Raw genomic sequence first — 23,557 nt, 5'->3', positions numbered from 1 at the left:
ACCGTCGTGCCGGCGGCGAGGCCGAGGCGCAGGTCGCCCTCCGTCGCCACGGCGCGGCGGACGGTCCTGGTCGCCAGGTCGATGTCGCCGTCCGTGACGCTCGTCCCGATGCGGCGGGCCGACAGGTCGACCCAGCCGCCGTCCGCGACGGTGGTGATGAGCGCGCCCTCCGCCGGGCTGGCCGTGCCGTCCAGGATGGCGCCACCGCCGACGACCGTGACGTTTCCGCCGTAGCTGGTGACGGAGGCCAGCGTCACGTCGCCCGACGCCGTCAGCCGCAGGTCACCATCCAGCGTCAGGCGCGACTTCTCGGCCTGGGTGAAGGCGCCCTGCGCGACGGTGAGGGTCAGGCTGGTCAATTCCGACGCGCCGGTCATGGTCACGTCGCCGCTGGCCTGCGTGAAGCGGGCCTCGGCCAGCGCGCTCAGCGAGCCGATGGACACGCCGCGCGCGGAGACGATGGTGAAGCCGGTCTCCCCGGTTCCGACGGCGCTTGCCTCCACCCGCGCGATGGCCGGCGTGTCGACGACCAGCGCCGTCGCGGCGGAACCGACGTGCACCGCCGACAGGGTCAGCGCGCCGTTCGCCACGACGAGGTTCGTTCCCTCTCCGCCCAGCGTGTTGCGGATGTCGCCGCCGGAGCTCAGGAGGATGTTGCCGTCGCGCGCCTCGATGCGGGTCAGGTCGATGTCGCCCGACGCGGTGACCGACACGCCGCCCTGCGACAGCAGCACCGACCCGGCCTGCTGGACGAAGCGGCCGTTGCGGATGGTCACCTGGACCGACCCCGCGTTGATCGTGCCCTGGAGGATCAGGTCCTCCGTCGCGACGTCCATGACCAGCGCGCCCGACACGGAGATGCCCGTGATGATCGGGTCCAGCGAGAAGGTGATGTAGGCCGAGCCGCTGTCCGTCCGGACGCTGCCGACCGCCGCCACCGCCACATCCAGGTCGCCGTCGCCCATGGAGCCGACGGAGCGGGCGGCCAGGACCAGCGTGCCCTTCGACACGACGTTCTCCACCGCCTCGTCGGCGCTGCTGTCGGTGATGGCACCGGCGGCGCTGGTCAGGGTGATGACCTGGGCGGTGCCGCGCGCGGCGTCGCCGACGACGCGCCCGATGCCCAGCCCGGCGTTGCCCGCCAGCGCGATGGCGCCGGTGGAGGCCAGCGTGGCCGTGCCCGCCATGTCGAAGCGGCCGACCAGCGCGTTCGCGTCGACCGAGGTCGCCGTCAGGCTGGTCCGCAGGGCGAGGTCGGCCTCCGCCACCGTCAGGCGCAGCGCGCCGCCGATGGTCGCGGTGTCGAGCGTGACGGTCGGCCGGACCGCACCCGCCGGAGCGGCCGTTGCGATGCCGACCCAGGCGTCCCCACCGATGGTCAGGCCGGCGATGGTCGCGGCGTCGAGGTCCAGCGCGTCCGCGGCACTGCCCAGGCGGGCGGCCGTGATCGCCAGCGTGCCGGCCACGATGTTGGCCTCCTGCGCGGCGCCCGCCGCTTCCGTCCGGGCGTCGGTCAGGGTCCGGCCGGCGGCGGCGATGGTCAGGGTGCCCGCAGCACTCAGGCGCGACAGGGCGGCGTCGCCCGCCGTCGTCAGGTCCAGGTTGCGGCCGGCGGTGAGGCTCGCCGCGCTGTCCATGACGAGGCCGCCGCTGCCCAGCGTGATCCGCGCGTCGCGCCCGATGGCCGAGGCGCCGCCGAGACGGACGGTGCCGAGGAAGACAGACGCCGTGGCAAGGGCCAGATCCCGGCCCGCCGACAGGCCGCCGATGACCAGATCCGCCGCACTGACGGCCCCGCAGCCCACCACGGTCAGGTCGCCGGCGGCGGAGAGCCCACCGATGCTGCCCGCCACCACGTCAATGTCGCCGGCGGTGGCCGCTCCGTCGTCGGCAGAGCTGCCACGCAGGGTGACCGTCAGGTCGCCGCTGCCGGCGGCCAGCGTGACGCGGCCGGTCGTGACGATGTTGGCGGACTCATCGCCGCGCACGTCGGTCAGCGCGCCGCCGGAGGTGACCACGCGGATCTCCGCCGCCCCGGCCTCGATCCGGCCGAGCGCGATGGCGCCGGTGGCCTCCAGGCTGACGCCCGACGCGAGGTCGGTGCCCGTGGCCGTGCTGCGGATAACGGAGATGCCGGACATGGCGATCCCGCCGCCCGCCGCGGACAGGACGATGCCCTGCGCCACAACGTCGCCGGTCAACGCCAGCCCGCCGCCGGTCACCCGGACGGCCAGCCCGTCGCGAACGGCGGTGGTGCCGAGCGTCAGCCCGGCGCCGGCCATGGTCAGCGCGGCGGCACCCTGGCTCACCGTCAGGGAGTCGAGCGCCACGGCCGTGCCGTTGGCGACGGCCAGGAACAGGTCGCCCGCCGTGGCGGTCGCCGAGACGATGCGCCCGGCGCGGACCGCGAAGGCCGCACCGTCGGCACCGACGCGCGCCGCGCCGAGGGTCAGGTCGCCACCGGTCGTCACAGCGTCGCCCGCCACGCCCGGCTGGCTCAGCAGAGCGCCGGTCACGGCGAGGGTCACCGGCCCGGAACCGGCGATCAGGCGGCCGATCCGCGCGTCGCCGCCGACGGTCAGCGCCATGCCGCCGCTGGCGGTCGCCACCACGCCGCCGGCCATCACCAGATCGCCGCCGGTCGTGATCGCGAAGGACTGCCCGTCCAGGGCGGCGGTCGCGGTCAGGCTTCCGCCGGTCTGCAAGGTCACCGCGCCGGTGGCATCGACGCGGCCGAGCGTCAGGGCGTTGGGGTCGCGCAGGGAAAGCACGCCACCGAACANCCCCCCCTACCCCCCCCCCCCCCCCCCCCCCCCCCCCCCCCCCCCCCCCCCCCCCCCCCCCCCCCGCGCCACCGACCACACTCAGCGTCTCGAAATCATTGCCGGCGTTCGCCAGGGTCACCGCGTTGCGGCCCGCGTTGATCGCGACGGTCTGGCCCGCCGCGTTGGCGATGATCGCCGTGCCCGCCGTCTGCGTCACCGCACCGCCCGCCGTCAGCGCGGCGGAGCCGCCGACCGTCAGCGCGCCGAGGGTCAGCGCGCCACCGGCGGTGACCATCAGCCCACCCGTGACCGCGCCGGACAGGGCCAGACCGTTGCGGTCGGCCAGAGTCAGACTCCGGGCGTCGATCACCACCGATGCGAAGTCGTTGCCCGCGCCATTGAGCGTTACGTCCTGGCCGCTCGCCGTCAGGCGGGTGACCGTTCCGGCCCCGTTCGCGACGATGCCGGAGCCCGCCGTCTGGGTGATGGCGCCGGTCGCGGTCAGCGTGACGTTGCCGGTCGCGCTGACGCCGCCCAGCCGCAAGGCCCCGGCGCTGACCAGCGTCAGCGCGGCGCTGCCCGTGACGGTGACGCTGCCGGCGAAGCTGTTGGCGCTGTCGAGCAGGATGTTCGCGCCGGCCACACGGGTGTCGCCCGCGATGGTCAGCACGCCGCTGTCGGTGACGTCACCCGTCACGGTCAGACTCAGGTCGCCGCCGACCGTCAGCGTGCCGAGCGCGACGGCGCCACCGGCGGTGACCGTCAGGCCGCGCGCGACAGCGCCGGCCAGCGCCAGTCCGTCGAGGTCGCGCAGCGTCACCGCGTCCGCACCCACCACCTGCACCGCCGCGAAGTCGTTACCGGCGTTGTCCAGCGTGACCGCGAAGCGCCGCAGGCTGCCGCCGCTGCCCGCCTGCGCGGTCAGCGTCAGGGTCTTGCCCGCACCGTCGGTGACGATGGTCGTGCCGTCCGCCTGCATGATGGCGCCGCCCGTGGTCAGGGCGACGTTGCCGCTCGCCAGGATGTTGCCGAGCAGCAGCGCGTCGCCGTTCACCAGGGTCACGTCGCCGGCCCCGGCGATGCTCACCCGGCCGCCGAAGCGGTTGGCGTTGTCCAGCACGATGGCGCTGGCGCCGGACGCCAGGGTGGTGTCGCCGGTGACGACCAGCGCGTCGGTGTCGGCAATGCCGCCCGCCGTGGTGGCGAGGCTGAGGCTGCCGCCGATCACGAGGCCGCCCAACGTCAGGGCTCCGCCCGCATTCACCGTCAGGTTGCGCCCGGTGGCGCCAGACAGGGTCAGGCCGTTCACGTCGCGCAGCGTCGCGTCGCGGGCCGCGTCGATCACCACGGCGGTGAAATCGTTGCCGCTGTTGCCCAGCGTCACGTCCTGCGCCGTACCGTCGCCGGCCAGCGCCTTGACGCGCAGGGTCCTGCCCGCACCGTTGACCAGAACGGCGGTGCCCGCCGCCTGGGTCACAACCTCCGATGCGGTCAGCGTCACGTCGCCGCCGGCGGTGACGTTGCCGAGCAGCAGCGCGCCGGCGTTGGTCAGAACAACGGTGCGCGCGGTGATCCCGACGGCGCCGCCCAGGCGGTTGGCGCCGGTCAGCGTCACGTCGCCCTGACCGGCGCTCAGCGTCGTCGTGCCGGCGACGGTCAGGGCGCCCGTCTGGCGGATCGCCGCGTCGGCGGTGGTGGCGCCGAGCGCGCCCGTCACCGTGATGGTGCCGAGAGTCAGCACCCCGCCCGCCGTCAGCGTCAGGTTGCGAACGGTCGTGGCGGACAGACCCAGGGCGCCGGAGTCCCGCAGGATCGCGTCGCGGGCGGAGACGAGCGTCACCTCGCCCGTGAAGCGGTTGCCGGCGGCGGTCAGCGTCACGTCGTTGTTGCCGGCCGCGATGCTGGTCGTGCCGGCGATGGTCAGCGTGCCACTGCCGGTCAGCGCTCCGCCGGTCCGCAGTGTCAGGTTGCCGCCGACCGCCATGGTGCCGAGCACCAGCGCGTTCACGTCGTTCAGCGTGACGAAGCGGGCCGAGGCGACGGACACCGCCCCGCCGAAGTCGTTCGCCGCGTCCAGAACCACGTCATGGCCGGCGGCCGTGATGCTGGTCGTGCCCGCGACGGTGACCGCACCGCCGTCGGTCACGTCCCCGCCCGCGTTGATGGTCAGCGCCCCGCCGATGGTGGTCGTGCCGAGCGTCAGCGCGCCGCCCGCCGTCAGGGTCAGGTCGCGGCTGGTCTGACCGGCGACGGTCAGGCCCGTCGCGGCGCGCAGCGTCACGTCGCGGCCGGAGACGAGGGTGACCGTCCCGCCGAAGCGGTTGCCGGCCTCGTCCAGCGTCGCGTCGTTGCCGCCGGCGGTGATGGTGGTCACGCCGGTCACCAGAAGGGCGCCGGTGTCGGTCAACACGCCGCCCGCGTTCAGGACCAGATCGCCCCCGACCGTCAGCCCGGCCAGCGTCAGGGCGCCGGCCGTGGTCGTCAGGGTGGCGTTGCGGTCGGCGCCGACCGTCGCTACGAGGTCATCCCGGTCGAGGATCGCCACCGTGTCGCCGGTCACGACCAGCGTGCGGAAGTCGTTGCCGGCGTTGGTCAGCGTGACCGCGTAGCGCTGGGCCGCCGCACCGCTGCCCGTCTGGGAGAGAATGCTTGTGGTGGCGCCGACACCGTCGATGAGAAGCGCGCTGCCCGCCGCCTGGGTGACGGCGCCGCCGGTGGTCAGCGTCAGGCCGCCGGACAGCGTCATGCCGCCCAGCACGATGGCGCCGGTGTCGTTCAAGCGCACATTGCGAGCGGAGAGAACCGCCACCGTCCCGAAGTCGTCGGCACCGTCCAGCGTCACGTCGTTACCGCCGGCGGTGATGGTGGTCGTCCCGGTGACGCTCAGCACGCCGCTGTCGGTCAGCGCCCCGCCCACGGTCACCGTCAGGTTTCCGGACAGAGTCGTGGCGCCGAGGTCGAGCGCGCTCGCGTCGACCAGCGTGGCGTTGCGCGCCCGGCTGATCGACAGGGCTCCGCCGAAGTCGTTGCCGGCCCGGTCGAGCGTGATGTCACTCGACGCTCCCGCACGCAGCGTGGTCGCCCCGGCGATGGTCAGGGCCGAGCCAATAGCCTGCGCGATGGAACCGCCGGCCGTTGCGGACAGAGTCCCCGCGTTGATGGTCCCGAACAGCAGAGCGTTCAGGTCGGCCAGCGTGACGCCCGCCGCTGTGACGCTCACGGCCCCGGTGAAGTCGTTCGCCGCGTGGTCGAGCACCACCGTCCCGCCGTTCGTCGCGACGATGGTCGTGGTGCCCGCGATGGTCAGGGCGGCGCTGTCGGTGATGGACCCGCCCGCGTTCAGCGCGAAGTCACCCGTCGCCGCGATTCCGGCGAGATCGAGCCCGTCGCGGTCGCGGATCGTGACGGCCTTGCCGTCGGCGGACAGCACGTCGAGGTCGTTGTTCCCCTGATCCAGCGTGATGTCCCAGACCGTGGCGCCGTCGCGCGCCCAGGCGCGCGCCGTGCCGCCACTGGTGATGACGCCGGACGCCTGCTGCACGATGGCGCCGCTGGTGCTGCCGAGGTCGAGCCCGGTCCCGGCGGCGATGTCGCGGACCGTGATGGCGGTCGGCAGGAGGCCGCCGTCCACGCGGACGCGGACGTTGCCGGTCGCGTCCGCCGAGGTCAGGACGATGCCGCCGCCCATGACTGTCAGGTTCAGGTCGGAGCCCGCCCCCTCCGCCCGGGCGCTGGCGACCGTCACGGTCTGGTTGCCGACGCGGTCCAGGTTGACGAACAGGCTGCCCGCCATGGCGCGCAGAAGGCCGACCGTGGCGGCGGAGAAGTCCAGGTCGGACGAGCCGGTGCCCAGGCTGGCGCCGGTGACCGACAGGGTGCCGGTGGCCGTGACGTTGTCGATTTCGGTGCCGCCCACCGTGCTGCTGTCGTTGTCGGTGATGGCGCCGGCGGCGGTGATGGTGACGTTGCCTCCGCTGACGCGGCCGAGCGCGATGACGCCGCCGTTGGTGGTGGTCAGCGTGACGGTGCCGCCGGTCGCGATGGTCGCGCGGTCGCCCATGACCAGCCCGCCGCTGCCGGCCGTGACGGTCACAGCGCCGGCGTTGCGCGATTCCAGCGCCGCCCCGGTGCCCAGCACCACCGACGTGCCGGCGGTGGCGGTCAGGGTGGTGGCGGCCGACGCCGTGCCGGTGACGCTGATGCGGTCGCCGCCCAGCGTCAGGCCGCCCGTGTCGGTGGTGACACCGACCACGTTCAGGCGCCCGGTGACGCCGGTGACGGAGACCGGCCCTTCGAAGTAGCCGGCGAGGTCGTAGTCGCCGTTGACGCCGGTGATGGTCAGCGTCGGCGCCCAACCGACGAAGGCGTTGGTCGCGCGGTAGCCGCTGCCGGCCGAGCTGCTGAGCCCGTTCAGCAGGGATTGCGAGAACTCCAGCCCCGTCGTCTCCAGACCCCGGTTCCTGGCATAGGCGGTGAAGGTCCGCGCCGTCACATCCACGGCCTTGGACGTGTCGAGACCGTAGAGCGTGCTGACGAAGCTGGTCAGCGTGCCGGACCCGGCGGCGTACACACCCGTCGGCCAGACATTCTGCGGGATGTTGAACAGGTCGAGCGAGCTGTCGTCCGTGACCTCCTTCACATCGCCGGCCGTGAAGATCTTCACGTCGCCCAGGCTCTGCGCGTCGATCTGGTCGATCAGCACGCCGCCCTGGCCGGCGCGGAACACCATGGTGTTTCCGGACAGATTGGTGGCGAAGCGGACCTGATCCAGCGTCAGCGTGCCGCCGGTGGAGACCTTCATCAGGCCGCCGTTCAGGCTGGCGCTGACGCGCAGGTCGCCGCTGTTGTCCAGCACGATGCCCGTGCCCGACCACTGCGTCAGGAAGTCCGCCGTGCGCGGATCGGTGTTCGGCCCGGCCGCCGTCGTGCTGGTCACGGTGCCGACCGACGTGCTGCGCAGGACAGCGCGGCCGACCTCCGTCCGCAGGTCGATTGTGGAGGCGGAGGTGACCGTCAGGCTGCCGGCGGCGAGGCGCGTCTCGCTGTTGAAGATGGCCCCGCCGGTGCCCGGCGCGATGTCGAGCTTGCTGCTGTCGGACGCGCTGACGCGCGGCGTGCCCGGCGCGGCGATGGCGTTGGTCCGCAGGTCGATGGCGCGCGAGACGGTCGTCACGTTGCCGGCCGCGTCGGTCGCGGTGACCGTGATGGTCTTGCCCGCCCCGATGCCCAGCGCCAGGAAGTCGGCGTCGGTCAACGTGTAGGCCCAGCGGTTGCCGGTCACGGTGGCGGCGCGCTTGGCACCCGGCACGCCGATGGTGACGGTGGCGCCGCTGTCCACGCCGCCGGTCAGGGTCACGCCGGTCTGCTTCTCCGACACGATGATCAGGTCGTCGCCGGTCACCTTGGCGAAGCTGACGCCGGGTCCGCCGGTCATGACGGTCAGCGTCACCGCCGCGGAGTCGGCGCTGACATTGCCGGCGCCGTCGGTCGCGCGGACATGGAAGGCGTGGGCGCCGTCGGACAGGGCCGTGGCCGGGGTGAAACTCCAGGCGCCGTTGGCGTCGGCGGTCGTGTCGCCCAGACGCAGGGTTCCGTCGAAGACCTCCAAGCGGGCGCCGGCCGCCGCCGTGCCGGCGAGCGCCGGCGTGGCGTCGGCGGTCACGCCGCCAGCCCCCACGCCACCAGCCATGGTGATCGCGGGCGTCTCGGCGGTGGTCTGGATGGTCAGGGCGAAGGCGGCGGACGGGATGTCGTTGCCGGCGGCGACGGCGGTCACCGTGTGTGCGCCGGCCGCAAGGTCGGACGCAAAGGTGAACTGCCACAGCCCGTCGGCGTCGGCCGTTGCCGTGCCGATGGCGGTCGTATCGCCGTCCAGATGGACGCTGACGACCGAGCCCGGATCGGCGGTGCCGCGCAGGGGCGGGCGCAGGGCGCTCGTCACGCCGTCGTCCGGGCGGCCGGTGTCGTCGGCGATCCCGACGATGACCGGGCTCGCGGCGGGCGCCCCCAGAACGGTGACGGCGAGCGTGGCCGAGGGCTGGCTGGCGTTGCCGTCGGCGTCGACCGCCACGGCGACCAGCGCGCCGGCGCCGACCGGCAGATGGCGCAGCCAGTCACCCTCGGCGACGCTCCAGGCGCCGGAGCCGTTCGCGACGACGGAGGCGAGCAGCGCCGCGCTGTTCGCGTCGTACAGGCGGACCGTGCTGCCGGCGGCGGCCGTGCCAGTCACGGTCGGGCGGTCGCTGGACACCGTTCCATTGGTGGCGTCGGTCAGCGCGAGGGCGGTCGGGGCCGCCGGGACGGCGGTCTTCACCGTCAGGGTGCGGGACAGCGAGGCGACGGTCGTGCCGTTTGCCGCCGTCACAGTCAGGATGGCCGATCCCTGCGGCAACAGGGCGAGCGTGGCCGCGTCCAGCGTCACCGACCAGCTCTGCCCGCCCGACGCGGGCATCAGCGTGGCGGTCCGGGTCTGGGTCGCACCCTCCTTGTCGGTGAAGGACAGGGTGACCGCGGTCGCCCCCACCCCGGCGGTGCCGGTCACGACGAGGCCGTTGGCCACCGTCGCGGCGGTGAGCGTTCCACCGGCCACGTCGTTCATGGCGACGGAAGGAGCCATGGCGGCCACCACGACCGAGGCCGAGGCGGTGCTGACGTTGTTGCTGGCGTCCTTGGCGCGGAAGGCCAGCGCGGTACCGTCGCCAACCGGCTGCGTCGCCGTCCGGATGTCGAAGAACCAGGCGCCATTCCCGTCGGCGCGCACGCTGCCCACCTCCGTGGCCCCGGCATAGGCCACGACCAGCGCGTGCGGCTCGGTCGTGCCGGCCACGCCGTAGGCCTCGGTCGCCGAGGTTCCGAACACGCGGGTCACCACGGGCGCGGCGGGCGCGGCCGTGTCGCCGGCCGTCGCCGCCGGAGGCGTGGTGGAGCCGGACTGCCACGTCACCGTGCGCGTCACGACGGAGGTCGCCGCGTCGAGGCTGGCCGCGTCCATGACGGCGAAGCCGCGGGTCTGGCCCGGACCGGCGGAGAGCGCCGACACTTGGGCCGCCGTCAGGCTGAGCGACCAGCTTTCCACCGCCGTCAGCACCGCCGTGACCACGGCGTCGGTGCTTGCGGACGCGATGATGACGGCCGGGGCGCTCGTGTAGCCGCTGCCGGCGTCGGTGATGGTGATTCCGGTGACGACGCCGTTGGACACCGTCAACGTGCCGGTCGCCGTGCGTCCGCCGGCCAGATCCGGGGCGGAGAAGGTGACCGTGTCGCCGTCGGAATAGCCGGTGCCGCCGTCGGTGATGCTGATGCCGGCGACGCCGTGCCCGACATCCACCTTGATCGGCGCAAAGGCTTGCGCGGTCGTGATGCTGGCGCCCGTGCCCGTCGAGGGATCGCCCGCCGAGGTCACGATGGTCGAGGTCGGGGCGGCGGTGTAGCCGCTGCCGCCATCGGTGATGACGATGTCCGTGATCACGCCGCCGACGATGGTCAGCGTGCCGGTGGCCGTGCGCCCGCCCGGCGTGGTCGGGGCGGAGAACACCACCCGGTCCGTGCCGGCGTAGCCCGAGCCGCCCGCGGCGACCGTGGCGGTGTTGAGCTGGTCGGTCGCCACCCACAGGCTGGTGCCGGTGGTGGTGCCGCGCAGGGTGAGCCCGTCGCGGCCGTAGGGGCTGACGGTGTCGGTGCCCGCCACGGGCTCCAGCGTCAGGCCGACGCCTGTCGTGGTGATAGCGAGGGGGCCGGAGGAGGCACCCGCGTTGCCCGCCGCGTCGGTCGCCTGTGCCGTCAGGCTGTGGTTGCCGGCGGCCAGGGCGGCGGCCGGAGTCAGAGTCCAGGCGCCGCCCGCGCCCGCCTGCGCGGTTCCGACCAGCGTTGCGCCGTCGAACAGGCGGACCCAGGCGTTGGCCTCCGCCGTGCCGGTGATGACCGGGCGCGGCACCGTGACGCCCCCCGGCTGCTGGCTGGCGTCGATGGAAAGGGTCGGCGCGGCCGGGCCGGTGTTGTCCACGACCAGCGTGCGCGTCAGCGCCGCGCTGCTGTTGATTCCGTCGGACGCGGTGATCGACAGGGCGAAGCTGCCGTCGTTGCCTTTGTTCGGCAGCGTTGCGGTCCAGGTGCCGTTGATGCGGTCCAGCGTCGCCGTGACCGTTCCCGTGTCCGGCGAGCCGCTGGCCGGAGTCCAGGTCCAGCCCACCGTCACGGAGGTCAGGCCCGGAGTCATCGCGCCGGACAGGGCGAGCGTCGCGCTGCGGGTCGTGAAGCCGTTGGCGTAGGGCTGGGCGTTGACGGTGGTCAGCGTCGGCGCGGCGGGGACGATGGTCACCGCCTTGTCCGTCACCGAGGTCAAGCCGCCGTTGCCCGCCGTCACCCGCAGCGTCATGGCGCCGGTGCCCAGCGCGGCGAAATCGCCCTCGGCGAAGGCATACTGCCAGGTGGAGCCGGTCACGGTCGCGTTGAAGACCTTGCCCGTGCCAGGGACGGTCAGCGTCACCGTGGACCCTGCGGTCACGGTTCCGCCGATGGTCAGGCCGGTACGCTCCGCCTCTGCAACCGTGTCGTCGCCGGCGACCGTGCCCACGGTCACCGCCGGACGCGAGGCGCCCATGGTCAGCGTGGTGGCAATGCTGTTGGTGCCGCCGGCCGCGTTGGTGGCGTCGATGCTGAGCGCGCCGCCTGCGGTAGTGAGGGCCGTCAGGTCGGCGTCGGTCAGGCGGTACGACCAGCGGTCGCCCTCCACCCAGGCGGCGTGGCTCTGGCCGCCGATGGTGATGGTGACGGTCGCGCCGCGCTCGACGCTGCCGGCCAGGGTCGCGCCCTTGAAGCCCTCCACCACCGACAGGGCGAGGTTGTCGGAGACCGAGGCGTCCTTGCCCGCCACGGTCTCCAGCGTCAGGGCCGGCGTGGTGCCGGTCACGATGGTGACGACCAGCGCGCCGGACAGGCCGCTGACCAGCCCCAGCGCGTTCGTCGCCTTGGCGCGGAACTGGTGTGTGCCCGGATCGAGCACCGTGCCGGTATAGTCGAAGCTCCAGGTGCCGCCGCCGTCGGCGGTCGCCGTGCCGATGGGCGTAGCGTTGCCGTCGCGGTAGAGCGTCACGGTGCTGCCCGCCGCCGCCGTGCCGGTCAAAACCAGCGTGGCATCGGTGGTGCGGCCGTCGCCGGCCGGTGCGCTGTCGCCGCTGAAGCCGGTGATGACCGGTGCGGCCGGCGGCTGGGCGGCGATGGTGAAGCCGATCGTGGCGGCGGAGGCGCTGACGTTCCCGGCGGCGTCCCTGGCGCGTGCGGTGATGGTGTGGGCGCCGTCGGTCAGGATCGGCAGGGCCGCCGTCCAGGCGCCGGTCTGACCCGCCTGCACCGTCCGCAGCAGCGTCCCGCCTTCGTAAAGGCTGACCGTCGCATAGGCCTCGGCGGTGCCGGTCAGCACCGGCTCCGGATCGACGGACGTGAAGCTCCCGGCGGTGGTGATGACCGGGGCGGCCGGGGCCGTCGTGTCCGCCGCCCGCACCCCCGTCCCGACGGTGAGCGTGTAGGCCTGGGTGGAGCGCGCCACATTGCCGCAGGCGTCGCGCAGCACGGCGAAGAGTTGGTAGGTGCCGTTCGCCAGCCCGGTCGGCTTCGGCAGGCTGACGGTGCCGCCGAGGTCGCCCGCGGTGATGGTGCGGGTGGCGTAGACGACGCCGTCCGCGTCCTCCAGCGTCAGCACCTGCCCGGCCTCCACGCCGCCGTCCGTGGTCAGGGCGACGTTGCCCGTCGCCTGGATGCGGATGCGGTCGAGGTCGAGGTTCTGGCTGGCCGTCAGCACGACGTTGCCCGCTGGTCCGGCGGCCGTGATGTCGATGCGGTCGTAGGCCGCCTTGCCCTGGGCCAGCGTGACGGTGGCGGAGCTGTCGAGGCGCGTGCGCACGGTCATCGAGGTCTCGGCGGCGGCCTGCGCCGTCACCTTCACCACCGAGCGGTCGAGCACCTGGACCCTCGTGTTGGTGGCGCCCGCCGCGTAGATCTGCGCGCCGACCGCCCAGCCGCCGGCCTCCGTGCCGCCGATCAGATACATGGCGCCGGTGCCGTCGGCGCTGTCGGTCAGCACCTGAACCGCCACGCCGGTCGCGACGGTGCGGAAGTCGCGCGCGTCCTGCACGTACTTGCCGCCCACCGTGCCGCGGTAATAGTCGCCGCTTCTGATGTAGGCAAGGTTGCTGCCGGTCTCCGTCGCCGGTTCCGTCCCCTCGATGTAGCTGAGGCCCGAGGCGCCGTCGACGATGCGCTTGCCGGTGACGGCGTCGCGCTCCAGCACCGTGCGCGGGTTGTTGCCGGCGGCGGCGAGCAGGATGGTGCCGACCGCCGAGCCCGAGGCGCGGGTGATGGCGGCGTTGATCGTGATGTCGCGGCCGGACCGCAGTTCCACCCGGTCCTCCGTCGCGGCGGCGCCGTTGACCAGCAGCGGCGCGTCGGCGCGCAGGGATTCGCCGGACTCGACCACCAGCACCGGGGCCGTGTAGCTGCGGCCCAGCGTCGCCCCGCCGACGATCTGCGTGGTCGGGATGGTGAAGGAGGCGCCGGCCTTGAAGGTCACGCTCTGCGGCGCGTCCACCCACAGCGTCGGGTCGATGACGAGGTTGACCGCGGCGTCGAGCAGGATCGAACCGCCGGAGGACACCGCCCCCGCGTCGGCCACGCCGCGCAGCGACAGATCGCCGGCGGTGGAGCGCAGGGTCAGCGTCTTGCCGGTGCCGCCCGCGCTGGCGCGGAACACGTCCAGCGAAGCGTTGGAGGCGATGGTCAGGTTGCCCGCCGTGGCCGCCGCGTCGGTGACGCGCAACTGCGACCGGCCGGAGCCGGTGGCGTTCGCGTCGGTGATGGCGATGTCGCCGGCGGCGCTGACGACGCTGCGCAGTTCCGCCACGTTGACGGTCAGCCCGATGATGCCCGTGCCGGCCTGGAGCGACAGGGCGCCCCCGGCGACGCTCTTCACCCCGCCCGCCCCGGTCAGGACCGGCGCCAGCGTCGTGACATGGGTGCCGTTGCCGTCCCCGACGATGGAGCCGGTGGTGACGAGCCGGACATCCGTCGGCTGCGCCGCGAGGTCGAGATCCGCGCCGGTCGCCGGGGCCACGGTGCGCGAGCCGCTGCGCCCGGCGGTCACGTCGCGCACCGCCAGCGTGCCGGCGGCAGTGACGGTGATCGTGCCGTCGTAGGTCTTCAGCCGCTCCAGCAGGGCGCCCGCCGTGGTGGTCAGCGTCAGGTCGCCGGCGTCGTGCACCTCCGCCCGGATGGTGGAGACGGTCAGCGCGTTCAGGGTGACGGCGTTCTGCGTGTCGATCACCAGACGCCCGGCGGCGACGGTCGAGCCCGCGCGCTGGGTGATGGTGTCCCCGGCGGTCAGGCTGGTCTGGCCGCCCGCGATGGTCCCGATGGACAGACTCCGGGCGCTGGTCAGCGAAACGGTGCTGCGATTCAGCGCCGGGCCGGCCTGGACGTCGCGCGCGGTGACGGCGGAATCGCCGGCCAGCGTGATGCTGCCGTCGGCGGTGCGCAGGCGCGTCGCGTCCACGTCGCCGTAGGCCGTGATGTCGATCACGCCGCTGCCGGCGCTCTGCGCGTCCAGCGTGCCGGCGGCGACCACCAGGGCCGTGCTGTCGGCGGCGTCGCCCGCGATGCTGCCCTGGGCGGTCATGGTCACCGCGCGGGCGACCATGGCGTTGCCCTTGACGAAGATGCCGCCGCCCGGCGTGGCGAGCGTGATCGTGCCGGCGCTGCCGCCCGTCCCGAAGGCCGAGATGCCGGCCCGGTCGAAGCTGATGTCGCCGCGCACCGCGCCGGTGACGAAGGAAATGGCGCCATTGCTCGCCTGGATGTCGGTCGTGATGCTGCCGGTGATGGACCCGGTGCCCTCCACGCCCGCGCCGGCCGTCGCCGACACGAGGTTGACCGCGCGGAGAATGCCGTTCAGCGCGGCGTTGCGGCCGGCGGACAGGGTCAGCGTGTCGGCGGCGCGCGCCTCGCCCTGCAGGGACAGGTCGGCCCCGACCGTCACCGACAAGTCGGCCCCGGCGGTCTGGACGGCCTGCGCGGTGGTCGCGGTCAGGCCGTAGCCGGCCGTCACCACCGACGCGGCGTCGAACTGCGCCGAGCGGCCGGCGGTGATCGCGACGTTGCCGGCGGACTGCACCTGCGACAGCACGGCGGCGACGGTCGAGCCCACGGGCGCCGTCTGGCCGGTGACGGCCATGTCGCGGCCGGCGCTGACGGTCAGGCCCGACAGGGCGCCCGTGCCGGTCGCCTGGACCACGCCGGTCAGTGCCACGTCGCGCCCGGCGTCCACCGTGACGCGGGCGCCCTTGACCGCCGCGTCGGCGAAGCTGCCGTAGGTCGTGCCGCCCGCGCCCAGGATGCGGGTGGAGCGGGTGGTCGTCTGGTCCTGGGTGATCGCCTCGTCACGGTAGAGCGTGACGTTGGCCGTCTGCACGACCTTCGTCTCGACGTCGTAGTTCCGGAACTTCGGCCGGTTGTCGAAGATGTCCGCGCTGTTGCTGTACCACTTGTAATCGAAGGTCGAGCGCTGATCGGTGATCGTCTGGGTCTTGCTCGTCCAGTCGTAGCGGTAGTCCTTCTCCGTCTCGTAGCGGTTGGCGCCGACCCAGAACCACTGCCGGCCGTAGATGATCATCGACGAGATGCCGTCGCCGCCGTTGTTGCCCCGCCACGCTTCGTCGGCGAAGAACTGGCTGCTGCCGGTGAGGTTCGAATAGTCGCCGGACTTCCGGCCGAAATTCGGGTCGTTGAAGATCTCGATCCGGCTGTTCGCGTCCAGCCAGAGGCCCGCGACGTCGTCCTCCAGGTCATAGGGGATGCCGCCGTAATATCCGCTTCCGTACCAGACGTTGTCGGGGCTGCTGTCGTCGTCCAGCAGAAGCGCGCCGCCGCCCGCGCCGGTGGACCAGCGCCAATCCTGATGGTCGCGGCTGTCGTAGCCGACGAGCACGTAATGCGACGCCACGGCCGTGCCGTTCGCCAGAGACTGGGTGCTGTCGAAATAGCCGACCTTGGCGTTCGCGTAGGCCCAGTAGCCGCCGTAGGAGGCGACGTAGGTGCGGTCGCGCAGGCTGTTCCACACGCCGGCGCCCAGCACGTCCTGGCCCTGGACGAAGGTGTTGCTGTCCACCCAATCCGGCAGGCGGGTGAGGCCGACGGTGCGCTGCGCCACGCCGTTGTCGAGCAGGTTGAAGTTGCGCCAGCCGGACCCGTTGTAGGACACGGTCCAGCGGGCCGTGGAGTTGTCGTTGTCGGTCGTCCAGGCGCCGTTGCTGTAATAGGAGGTATAGCTCGACCGGTCCTGCGTGTAGAGCACGCTGGCCGTGTCCTGATAGCTGCCGACCGTCTCGAAGCTGGTGCGCGGCGCGCCCTGGCTGACGACGCGCAGGACGTCCTCCTCCGCCCCCAGCGGCAGGTTGATCCACTTGTCCTCCCAGCCGGACACCTGGATGTTGACGATCTGGGTCGGGCGCTTGGTGCCCGCCGCCGTGGGCAGGCTCCAGTCCGGCGTCCAGGTCTGCACGGTCTCGTTGCCGTTGATGACCTGATGGGTCTGAAGGTTGCCGTACGAGAAGGTGTAGAGCTTCTTGTAGCCGAGTTGCGCGATCACCGCGTCGCGCTGCGCGTCGGTCAGCTGGTTGAAGGTCGGCTGGCGGCCGCCGATCAGCGCCGGCGCGGCCACGCCCGCGGCGGCCCAGTCGATGACGATGCCCGACAGGCCCGACCCGGCGGCGTTGCGGTAGTCGACGCCCTCGACGAACCATTCGCGCTTGGTCTGGGTGGTGCCGTTCCAGTAGCCGTCCTGCGTCAGCGTGACGTCCATGGTGTGGTAGGAATAGCCGGTTTTCACCGACTCCAGCCCCACCTGCTCCGTGACGGTCGTGGACACCCACTTGACCACCGGAACCTGGATGACCCTGTCCACCACCTGGTTGTAGCCGGTCACCACCTGGATGGTGACGGACTCGTTGCTGATGACCGGGGTCGCCACCGTCTTGGTGTCGTCCGACAGGGCGGCGGAGGAGTTCAGCACCACGTCGGCGCCGGCCAGCAGCGTGACCTCCCCCTGCGCCTGGATGGTGCCGAGGCCCAGGATGCGGATGGATCCGTCGCCCAGGCTGGCGCGCGCCACCGTGCCGAGGGCCGCCGCGTCGGACAGCCCGGACGACAGGCCGGCGCGGACATCGACGTTGCCGCCCTCGCCCACCGCCGCCACGACGCCGTGGATGGCCACGTCGCCGGCGGCGTTCAGGACGACGCGGTTGCGTGCCTCCACGATGCCCGCGACATAGACCGTGTTGCCGCGCAGGTGCGCGAGGTCGGCGGCGGACAGCTGAGCGGCCGCGTTCAGGCCGCTGGCGCTTTCCACCAGCAGGTTGCCGGTGGCGTTGATGGTGATGTCGCCGCCGGTGGCCCGCGTCTTCACGAAGGCGCCGGACAGGGCGCTGACGTTGCGGCCGGTGACGGCCACCAGATCCAGCGCGTTGATGTCGCCCAGCAGGTTGACGTCGCCCGCCCCGGCGATCGTCACCGACTTCGGCCGCGTGGTCACCGTGCCCGACGCGGCGACCGGGCGCCCGATCATGCCGGCGAGTTGCATCGTGCCGGCCCCGGTCAGCGCGATCACGCCGCCCGCACCCGTGTCGATGGTCGCCCCCGACAGGCGGACCGGATCGCCGCCGGCCACCTTGTCGGCCCCGGTGGCGAGCACCGCGCCGGCGGCGTCGATGTACTGCCCCTGCGCGTTGATGAGCCAGCCGTCCGCGTCCATCAGGCGGCCCTGCGCGTCCACGAAGGCGCTGCCGCTCATCTTGTAGGTCAGCGCGGTCGTCAGCAGGGAGATGCCGCTGGCGTCCTGCGTGCCGCCGGACAGCGACACGCTGTCGTGGCCGACGATCATGCCGTCCACGGTCATCTGGTGCCCGGCGGTGACGGACACCGTGCCGCCTTCCTGCCCCGCATCGACATAGCCGTCGATGACCATGTCCTTGGGCGCGGTCGCCGTGATGGCGCCGCTGCGCGTGCCGTCGGCGCTGAGCGTCGCGACGCGGCTGTTGGCGTCGATGTACAGGCCGATGCCGCCCAGCGTCGCGCCGGAGCCGCCGTTCAGACGGATCTCGCCTGTCGCGGCGATGTTGCCGCCCCGGGTGACGGTCGCACCCGCCACGCCGTCCGTGGCCTTGACGCCCAGCCGCAGCCAGTCGGAGGCGGTGACGGTGACGACGCCCTGGTCGGCGTTGGCGACGATGGCGCCGTTCTCGATCCGCGCACCGGCGTGCAGCGTGCCGATCACGGTGACGCGCGGCGCCGTGAGGCTGATGGCGGACGCGCTGTCGCGGGACACGAGGCTGACGCCCGCGTTCACGCGGATGGCCTCGGTCGCCGTCAGCGCCAGCCGGCTGCCCGCGTCCACCGTGGCGCCGCGCTGGCTGGCGACGGTGCCGCTGACCGGCGTGCCGAAGGTGATCGTCGCGGCCTGCATATCCAGCGTCGCGACGCGGAAGGCGGCGTCGTAGACGTCCACGCTGTCCGCCGCGACCGCCACGTCGCCGCCGGCCGCCGTCAGGTTGCCGCGCAGCAGCGCGCTGCGCTGAGCCGTGATGGTGATTTCCGGCGCGGCGGAAGTGGCGATGTAGCTGCTGGTGACCGGCCCGTCGATGACGAGGTCGCGGCCGGAGATGTCGAGCTGCCCGGCGCTGACGATGCGTCCGCTTTCGCGGACCAGCTCCAGCGTGCCCTTGGCGGAGGACAGGGCGATGCGCGCCACGTTCGGGCTGCCGACGCCGATGGCGCCGTTCAGGCGGACGTCGTTGGTGCCCGACAGCTCGATGCTGCCGCCGGTGCCGCTGCTGACGATGGTCGCGGTGTTGTCGACGGTCAGGCTGGTGTAGCCCGCCTTCGTCGGGTCGGTGACGGGGGTGCCGTCGCCGCCGGTCAGCGACACGCGGTCGTCCGCCTCGATGCGGCCCTGGATGGTCAGCGACTGGCCGGACGTGATCACCACGTCGCTGCCCGCACCGCGCGCGATCACGTCGCCCTGGAGGACGCCGTTGCGCCCGGCGCTGAAGACGATGGAGCCGGCCAGCGTCTCCAGCACGCCGGTGGCGTCCAGGTCGATGTCGCGCCCGTCGGCCGACGTGCCGCTGTTCAGCGCGATGGCCGAATAGGCCCGCACCTTGCCGGCGATGTAGAGCTTGTCGTTCGGACCGCCCGGCTTGCCGATGGTGACGACCGAGCCCGCCGCCGCCGCGTCCACCGCGTAGCGGCGGCCGGAGGTCAGCTCCGTCGTCGTGGCGTCGGTGAACAGGCCGATGTCGGCGGCGTTGCCGCCCGCCACGGCCTTCGCGGTCATGGCGTAGGGGCCGGCCAGCCGGATGCGCCCGTCGCGCAGCTTCGCCCGGACGTCCGGATAGGCCGGATCGCTGGCAAAACCGGTGTAGGCGGTGCCGACGGCGTGCTCCGCCGGCAGGTAGGTGGACACCACCGTCCAGGCGGCGGAGGCCATCGCCCGGTCGAGGTCGTCGGTCAGGTCGGAGATGGTGGTGTTGGTCGCGGTGTCGCCGGCGCGCAGCGTGACCACCGCCTCCACCACGAAGCTGACCCTGTCGATGCGCAGGGTGAAGCTGACGTCGCGGGTCAGGCGCCCGTCGGCGGACGCCGGCCAGCCCTGGGCCAGCAGCTCGTTCACGTCGGCGGGGGCCAGGATGTCCACGCGGCCCGGCGCGTTCAGCGCGATGCTGCTGTTCTCGCGCGTCGTGGTGACGCTGGCCGAACCGTAGAGCACCAGCCCGCGCCCGGCGTAGGGCGAACCGACGCTCTGCGCGCGGCTGTCGAGGCCGCCGATCAGGTCCACCGATTTGCCGGCGGTGATGTCGGTGCCGATGATCAGCTGCCGGTCGGCCTGGACCCGGACCGTGGAGTCCACGTCGTAATGCACGACGGAGCGGCCGAGATACTTGCCGTTGGCGTCGCGCACCTGATCGACGCGCCCGCCGGCCAGCAGCAGGCCCTGCATGTCCACGTCGTTGACGCCATACAGACGGATCTCGCCTGCCGAGCGCACCAAACCGTCCGCGTTGCGGGTGCCCTGGACGACCAGTTCCGACGCGCCATGCACCAGCAGGCCGACGCCGGTCGCGTCCACCCCGCCGCGCACGTCGATCAGACGGCTGGCGTTCAGGTAGCCGCCGGTCTGGATCGCCTCGCCCGTCTGATTGACCGTGTTGCCGCCGATGAAGGCGCGCTGCGCCGCCGAGATCCGGATGTCGGAATCGCGGCCGGACCAGACGATGGTCTGCGACAGCATGTGCCCTTGCGCGTCGAACACCTGATTCAGGCGCCCGCCCGCGTTGATCCAGCCCATGGTCTCCAGGCGGGACGCGCTGTCCACCGTCACGGTGCTGCCCGCGCCGTTGGCGCCGAAGCCGGCGGCGGTGATGCCACCCGCCGTGCCGATCAGCACGCCCAGACCGTTGTCGTCGGCCCCTGCGACGCCGCCACGCACGGTCACGTCGCCGCTGGCCAGCAGGCCGGACTCCAGGCGCACCTGTTCCCCGGCGGTCACGAGGATGGACGCCCCACCGTCGCCGTTGGCGTCCAGCGCGAAGGTCACGCCCGTGGCGCCCGCCTCGCCGCCCGCGATGACGGCGCCGAGGACGTCCACATCCTTGGCACCCTTGATGGTCACGGTGCTGTTCGCGGCGGTGGTCCGCACGGAGCTGACCGCGTGGACGTAGACGCTGCTGCCCCGGCTGTCCGACCGCGCGCCGGTCCCGGCCAGCGCCTCGCCCGCCAGTCCGACGCCGCCGTAGAGGGCGAGGCCGGCCGTCGCCGTGGTGAAGCCCTCGACGTACAGGAACTCGTTCGACTGCAAGGCCAGCGTGGCGTTGGCGCCGGTCGCGTTGACGTTGCCGCGGACGATCACCTCCTCGTCGGAGCGCAGCACCATCGCCTTGCCGTCGCCAAGGCCGGTGACGGTGCCGGTGACCAGCAGGCCGTAGCCGCCGCTGTGCGTTGCCAGATAGTGGTCCGGGCTGACCTTCGCGATGTTCTGGAAGTAGGCCGTCTTGTTGAAGACCGCGTAGCGCGGCTGGTAGGTCGCGTCGTCGGGGTTGCCATAGGCCGCCCCGTCGTAGGCCTGCGCGCCCGACTGCACCGTCAGGTCGCCGGAGACGGAGACCGAGCCACCGATCAGCATCTCGTGCCCGGCCTTCAGCGTCACGGCCCCGTTGGCACCGGTGACGAAGGGCACCGGCGTGTTGCCCTCGCGGCGGAAGTCCACGCCGGCGCGGATGGCCGAGCCGGGGTTGATGGCGATGGCGTCGACCGACGCGATGGCGATGGTGGAACTCTGGCCGAGGCCGCGGATGTCGCTGCCCTCCACGACCAGCACCGGGCCGCCCGCGTCGATGTCCAACCGCCCGCCGGTGCCGCCCAACTCGATGGTGCCGCGCGTCTCGATGCCGTGCGCGGTGGCGATGGCGATCCGCCCACCGTCGTTGAGCGAGGTGATCAGGCCGGTCTGGTCGAGCATAAGGCTCGCCCCGCCCGCGTAGGGGGCGTGGAAATAGGCGTCCGCACCCGGCGCGCCGGTCACGGTCAGGCTGACCGAATCCCTGCCCTTCACCCAGCCGGAGACCTGCGCCTGATCCCCCACCTTCAGGACCAGCGTCTTGGCGTAGAGGCCGCTGTCCGGCAGGCCGTAGGGGTCCTGGATGTTCTGCCGCTGCACGTTCAGCAGGCGGGTTTCCAGGGTCAGCACGTCCTCCGGCGCCTGCACGTCGCCGACCACGTCCATCACGTCGGAATAGAGCGTGGTGGTGTCGCGGAAGGCCGACTGGCGGGAGTTCGTCTCGCGCGCCCGGCCGGGCACCATCTTGACCAGCGAGGTCAGCTTGGCGTCGCCGATCCACATGTGGTTGCCCAGCGCCATGCGGCCGATGAATAGGCCGGCGAAGCCGTCGGCCAGCGCCGCGAGGTCGCGGTCCGACAGGTAGAAGGCCGGGCGGTCCGTCTGCGCCTGGCTGGTCTCCTCCAGGTCCAGGCCGTAGATGGATTCCGCGGCGGTGCCCAGATAGTAGTTCCAGACGTCCTGGTGCGCCTGAAGGCGCAGCGTGCCGGTGCCGCGCACCATCTCCACGCCGCTCATCAGGTTCAGGTCGTCGGCGGTCAGGGTGATGTTCCGGCCGGTCTCGACCGTCCGCACCTCGCCCGAGGCCAGCGTCAGCAGCGCGTTGCGCTCCACCAGATCGATGGACAGGTCGCCGTGCGCCACCTCCACCGCGTGGCCGGTGCGGCGGCCGGTGAGGATCTGGCGCCACGCCTCCGGTGCCGTGTTGTCCCACTGGACGGAGGCCTGCCAGCCGTCGACCGCCGGGGTGCTGTCGATGACGTAGCCGGGGTTTTCCGGGCTGGTCAGCATCCGCTCCTCGACCAGCGTCAGGCTGGTCGCCTCGCGGATCACCACGTCGCCGACACCGTGCGAGGCGGTGACGAGGGTCATGGAGCCGACGCGCGTCTGGATCGGGTCGGCCACCGTGCCGATGGCGTTGCGCGCCTTGATCAGCAGGTAGGCGCCCTCGCCCGCGATGACGTTGCCGCCGGGGTTCAGGAAGGAGCCGTCGGCCACCTGGATGCGGATCCAGCCCGCGCCCTGGTCGTTCTTCGTGCCGCCCGAGGAATTGTAGAGGTTGCCGCCGTTCAGCTTGATGTCGGCCTTGTCCCCGTAGGTCCGCAGGTCGATGTAGCCGTTCTCCAGCGCCGTGATGTCGTGGGCGATCACCAGCGTGCGCGAGGATTCCAGGACGACGTGCAGCGCCTCCATGGCGCTTTCGCCGTACACGGCGCGGCCGATGCCCCGGAAGCCCGTGCTGGTCAGCAGCGAGGTGGCCTCGCCGTTCACCAGCAGGCCGGCGGTGTAGCGGATGTCGCCGCCCAGCGACACCAGATGGTCCGCGTCGTAGCTGGAGCCCTTGCCCTTCAGGGTGACGCGCTCGATGCCACGGTTGGCGGCGTTGTAGACCAGCACCTCCCGCCCGTTGGTCACGGTGTTGGTGTCGAGAAGGATCGCGTCCGACGGGCGCGTCTGCTCCAGGATGATCTCGTCGAACCCGCCGTCGCGGTCGTCGATGGCGATGGTGCCCGTCGCCATCTCCGACGCCGCGCGGCCCAGCGTGACGCGGTAGTCGTCGTTGCCGCCGACGTCGCGCACGTCCACCCGCCAATCCGGGAAGTCGGCGACCAGCAACGTGTCATTGGCTTGGCCCAGCGTGATGGAGACGGTCTTGGCGCCGGACGCCCGCACCTCCACCCCGTCCCCGATGACGGCGGAGAAGCCGCGCCGGGACAGGTTGGCCGTGACCTGTTTGGTCATGGCGGAGAAGTCGAAGCGGCTGTCGCCGTCGCGGTCGGTGATGGCGGTTTCGCCGGCGCTGTCGTCGAAGGCGTAGGTGTCGTCGCCCGTGCCGCCGCGCAGGGTGTTCAGGCCAGCGCCGCCGTTCAGCGTGTCGTCGCCGGCCCCGCCGTCCAGCTTGTCGTCGCCGGCCCCGCCCAGCAGCACGTCGTTGCCGCTGCCGCCGGTGATCTTGTCGTCCCCGGCCCCGCCGTCGAGCGTGAAGCCGCGCGTGATGGCGGAGGCCGCGACCTTCGTCTCGTCGACGCTGAGCGTGTCGTTGCCCGCACCGCCGCGCAGGATGCCGCCGCTCTTGCCGCCGATCATCTTGTCGTCGCCGGCCCCGCCGTCGGCCTCGACGAACACGTCCAGCAGGCGG

General features: G+C 72.6%; 1 protein-coding gene (running past one end of the window). It reads right to left on the bottom strand.

Annotation, left to right across the window (positions count from 1 at the left end; all coding sequences use genetic code 11):
* Positions 1-1,974: 1,974 nt before the first annotated feature.
* On the bottom strand, positions 1,975-23,557 hold the final stretch of the coding sequence (locus ACSVC7_RS10710; RefSeq protein WP_483508265.1) for an Ig-like domain-containing protein. It continues 24,686 nt past the right edge of the window; only the last 21,583 of its 46,269 coding nucleotides appear in the window; the start codon falls outside the window, past its right edge — the gene reads right to left on this strand; its stop codon occupies positions 1,975-1,977.

It is taken from the genome of Azospirillum mesophilum (assembly GCF_053470405.2).
The sequence above is the reverse complement of the archived record's forward strand: the minus strand, read 5'-3'. Positions and strand labels throughout refer to the sequence as shown.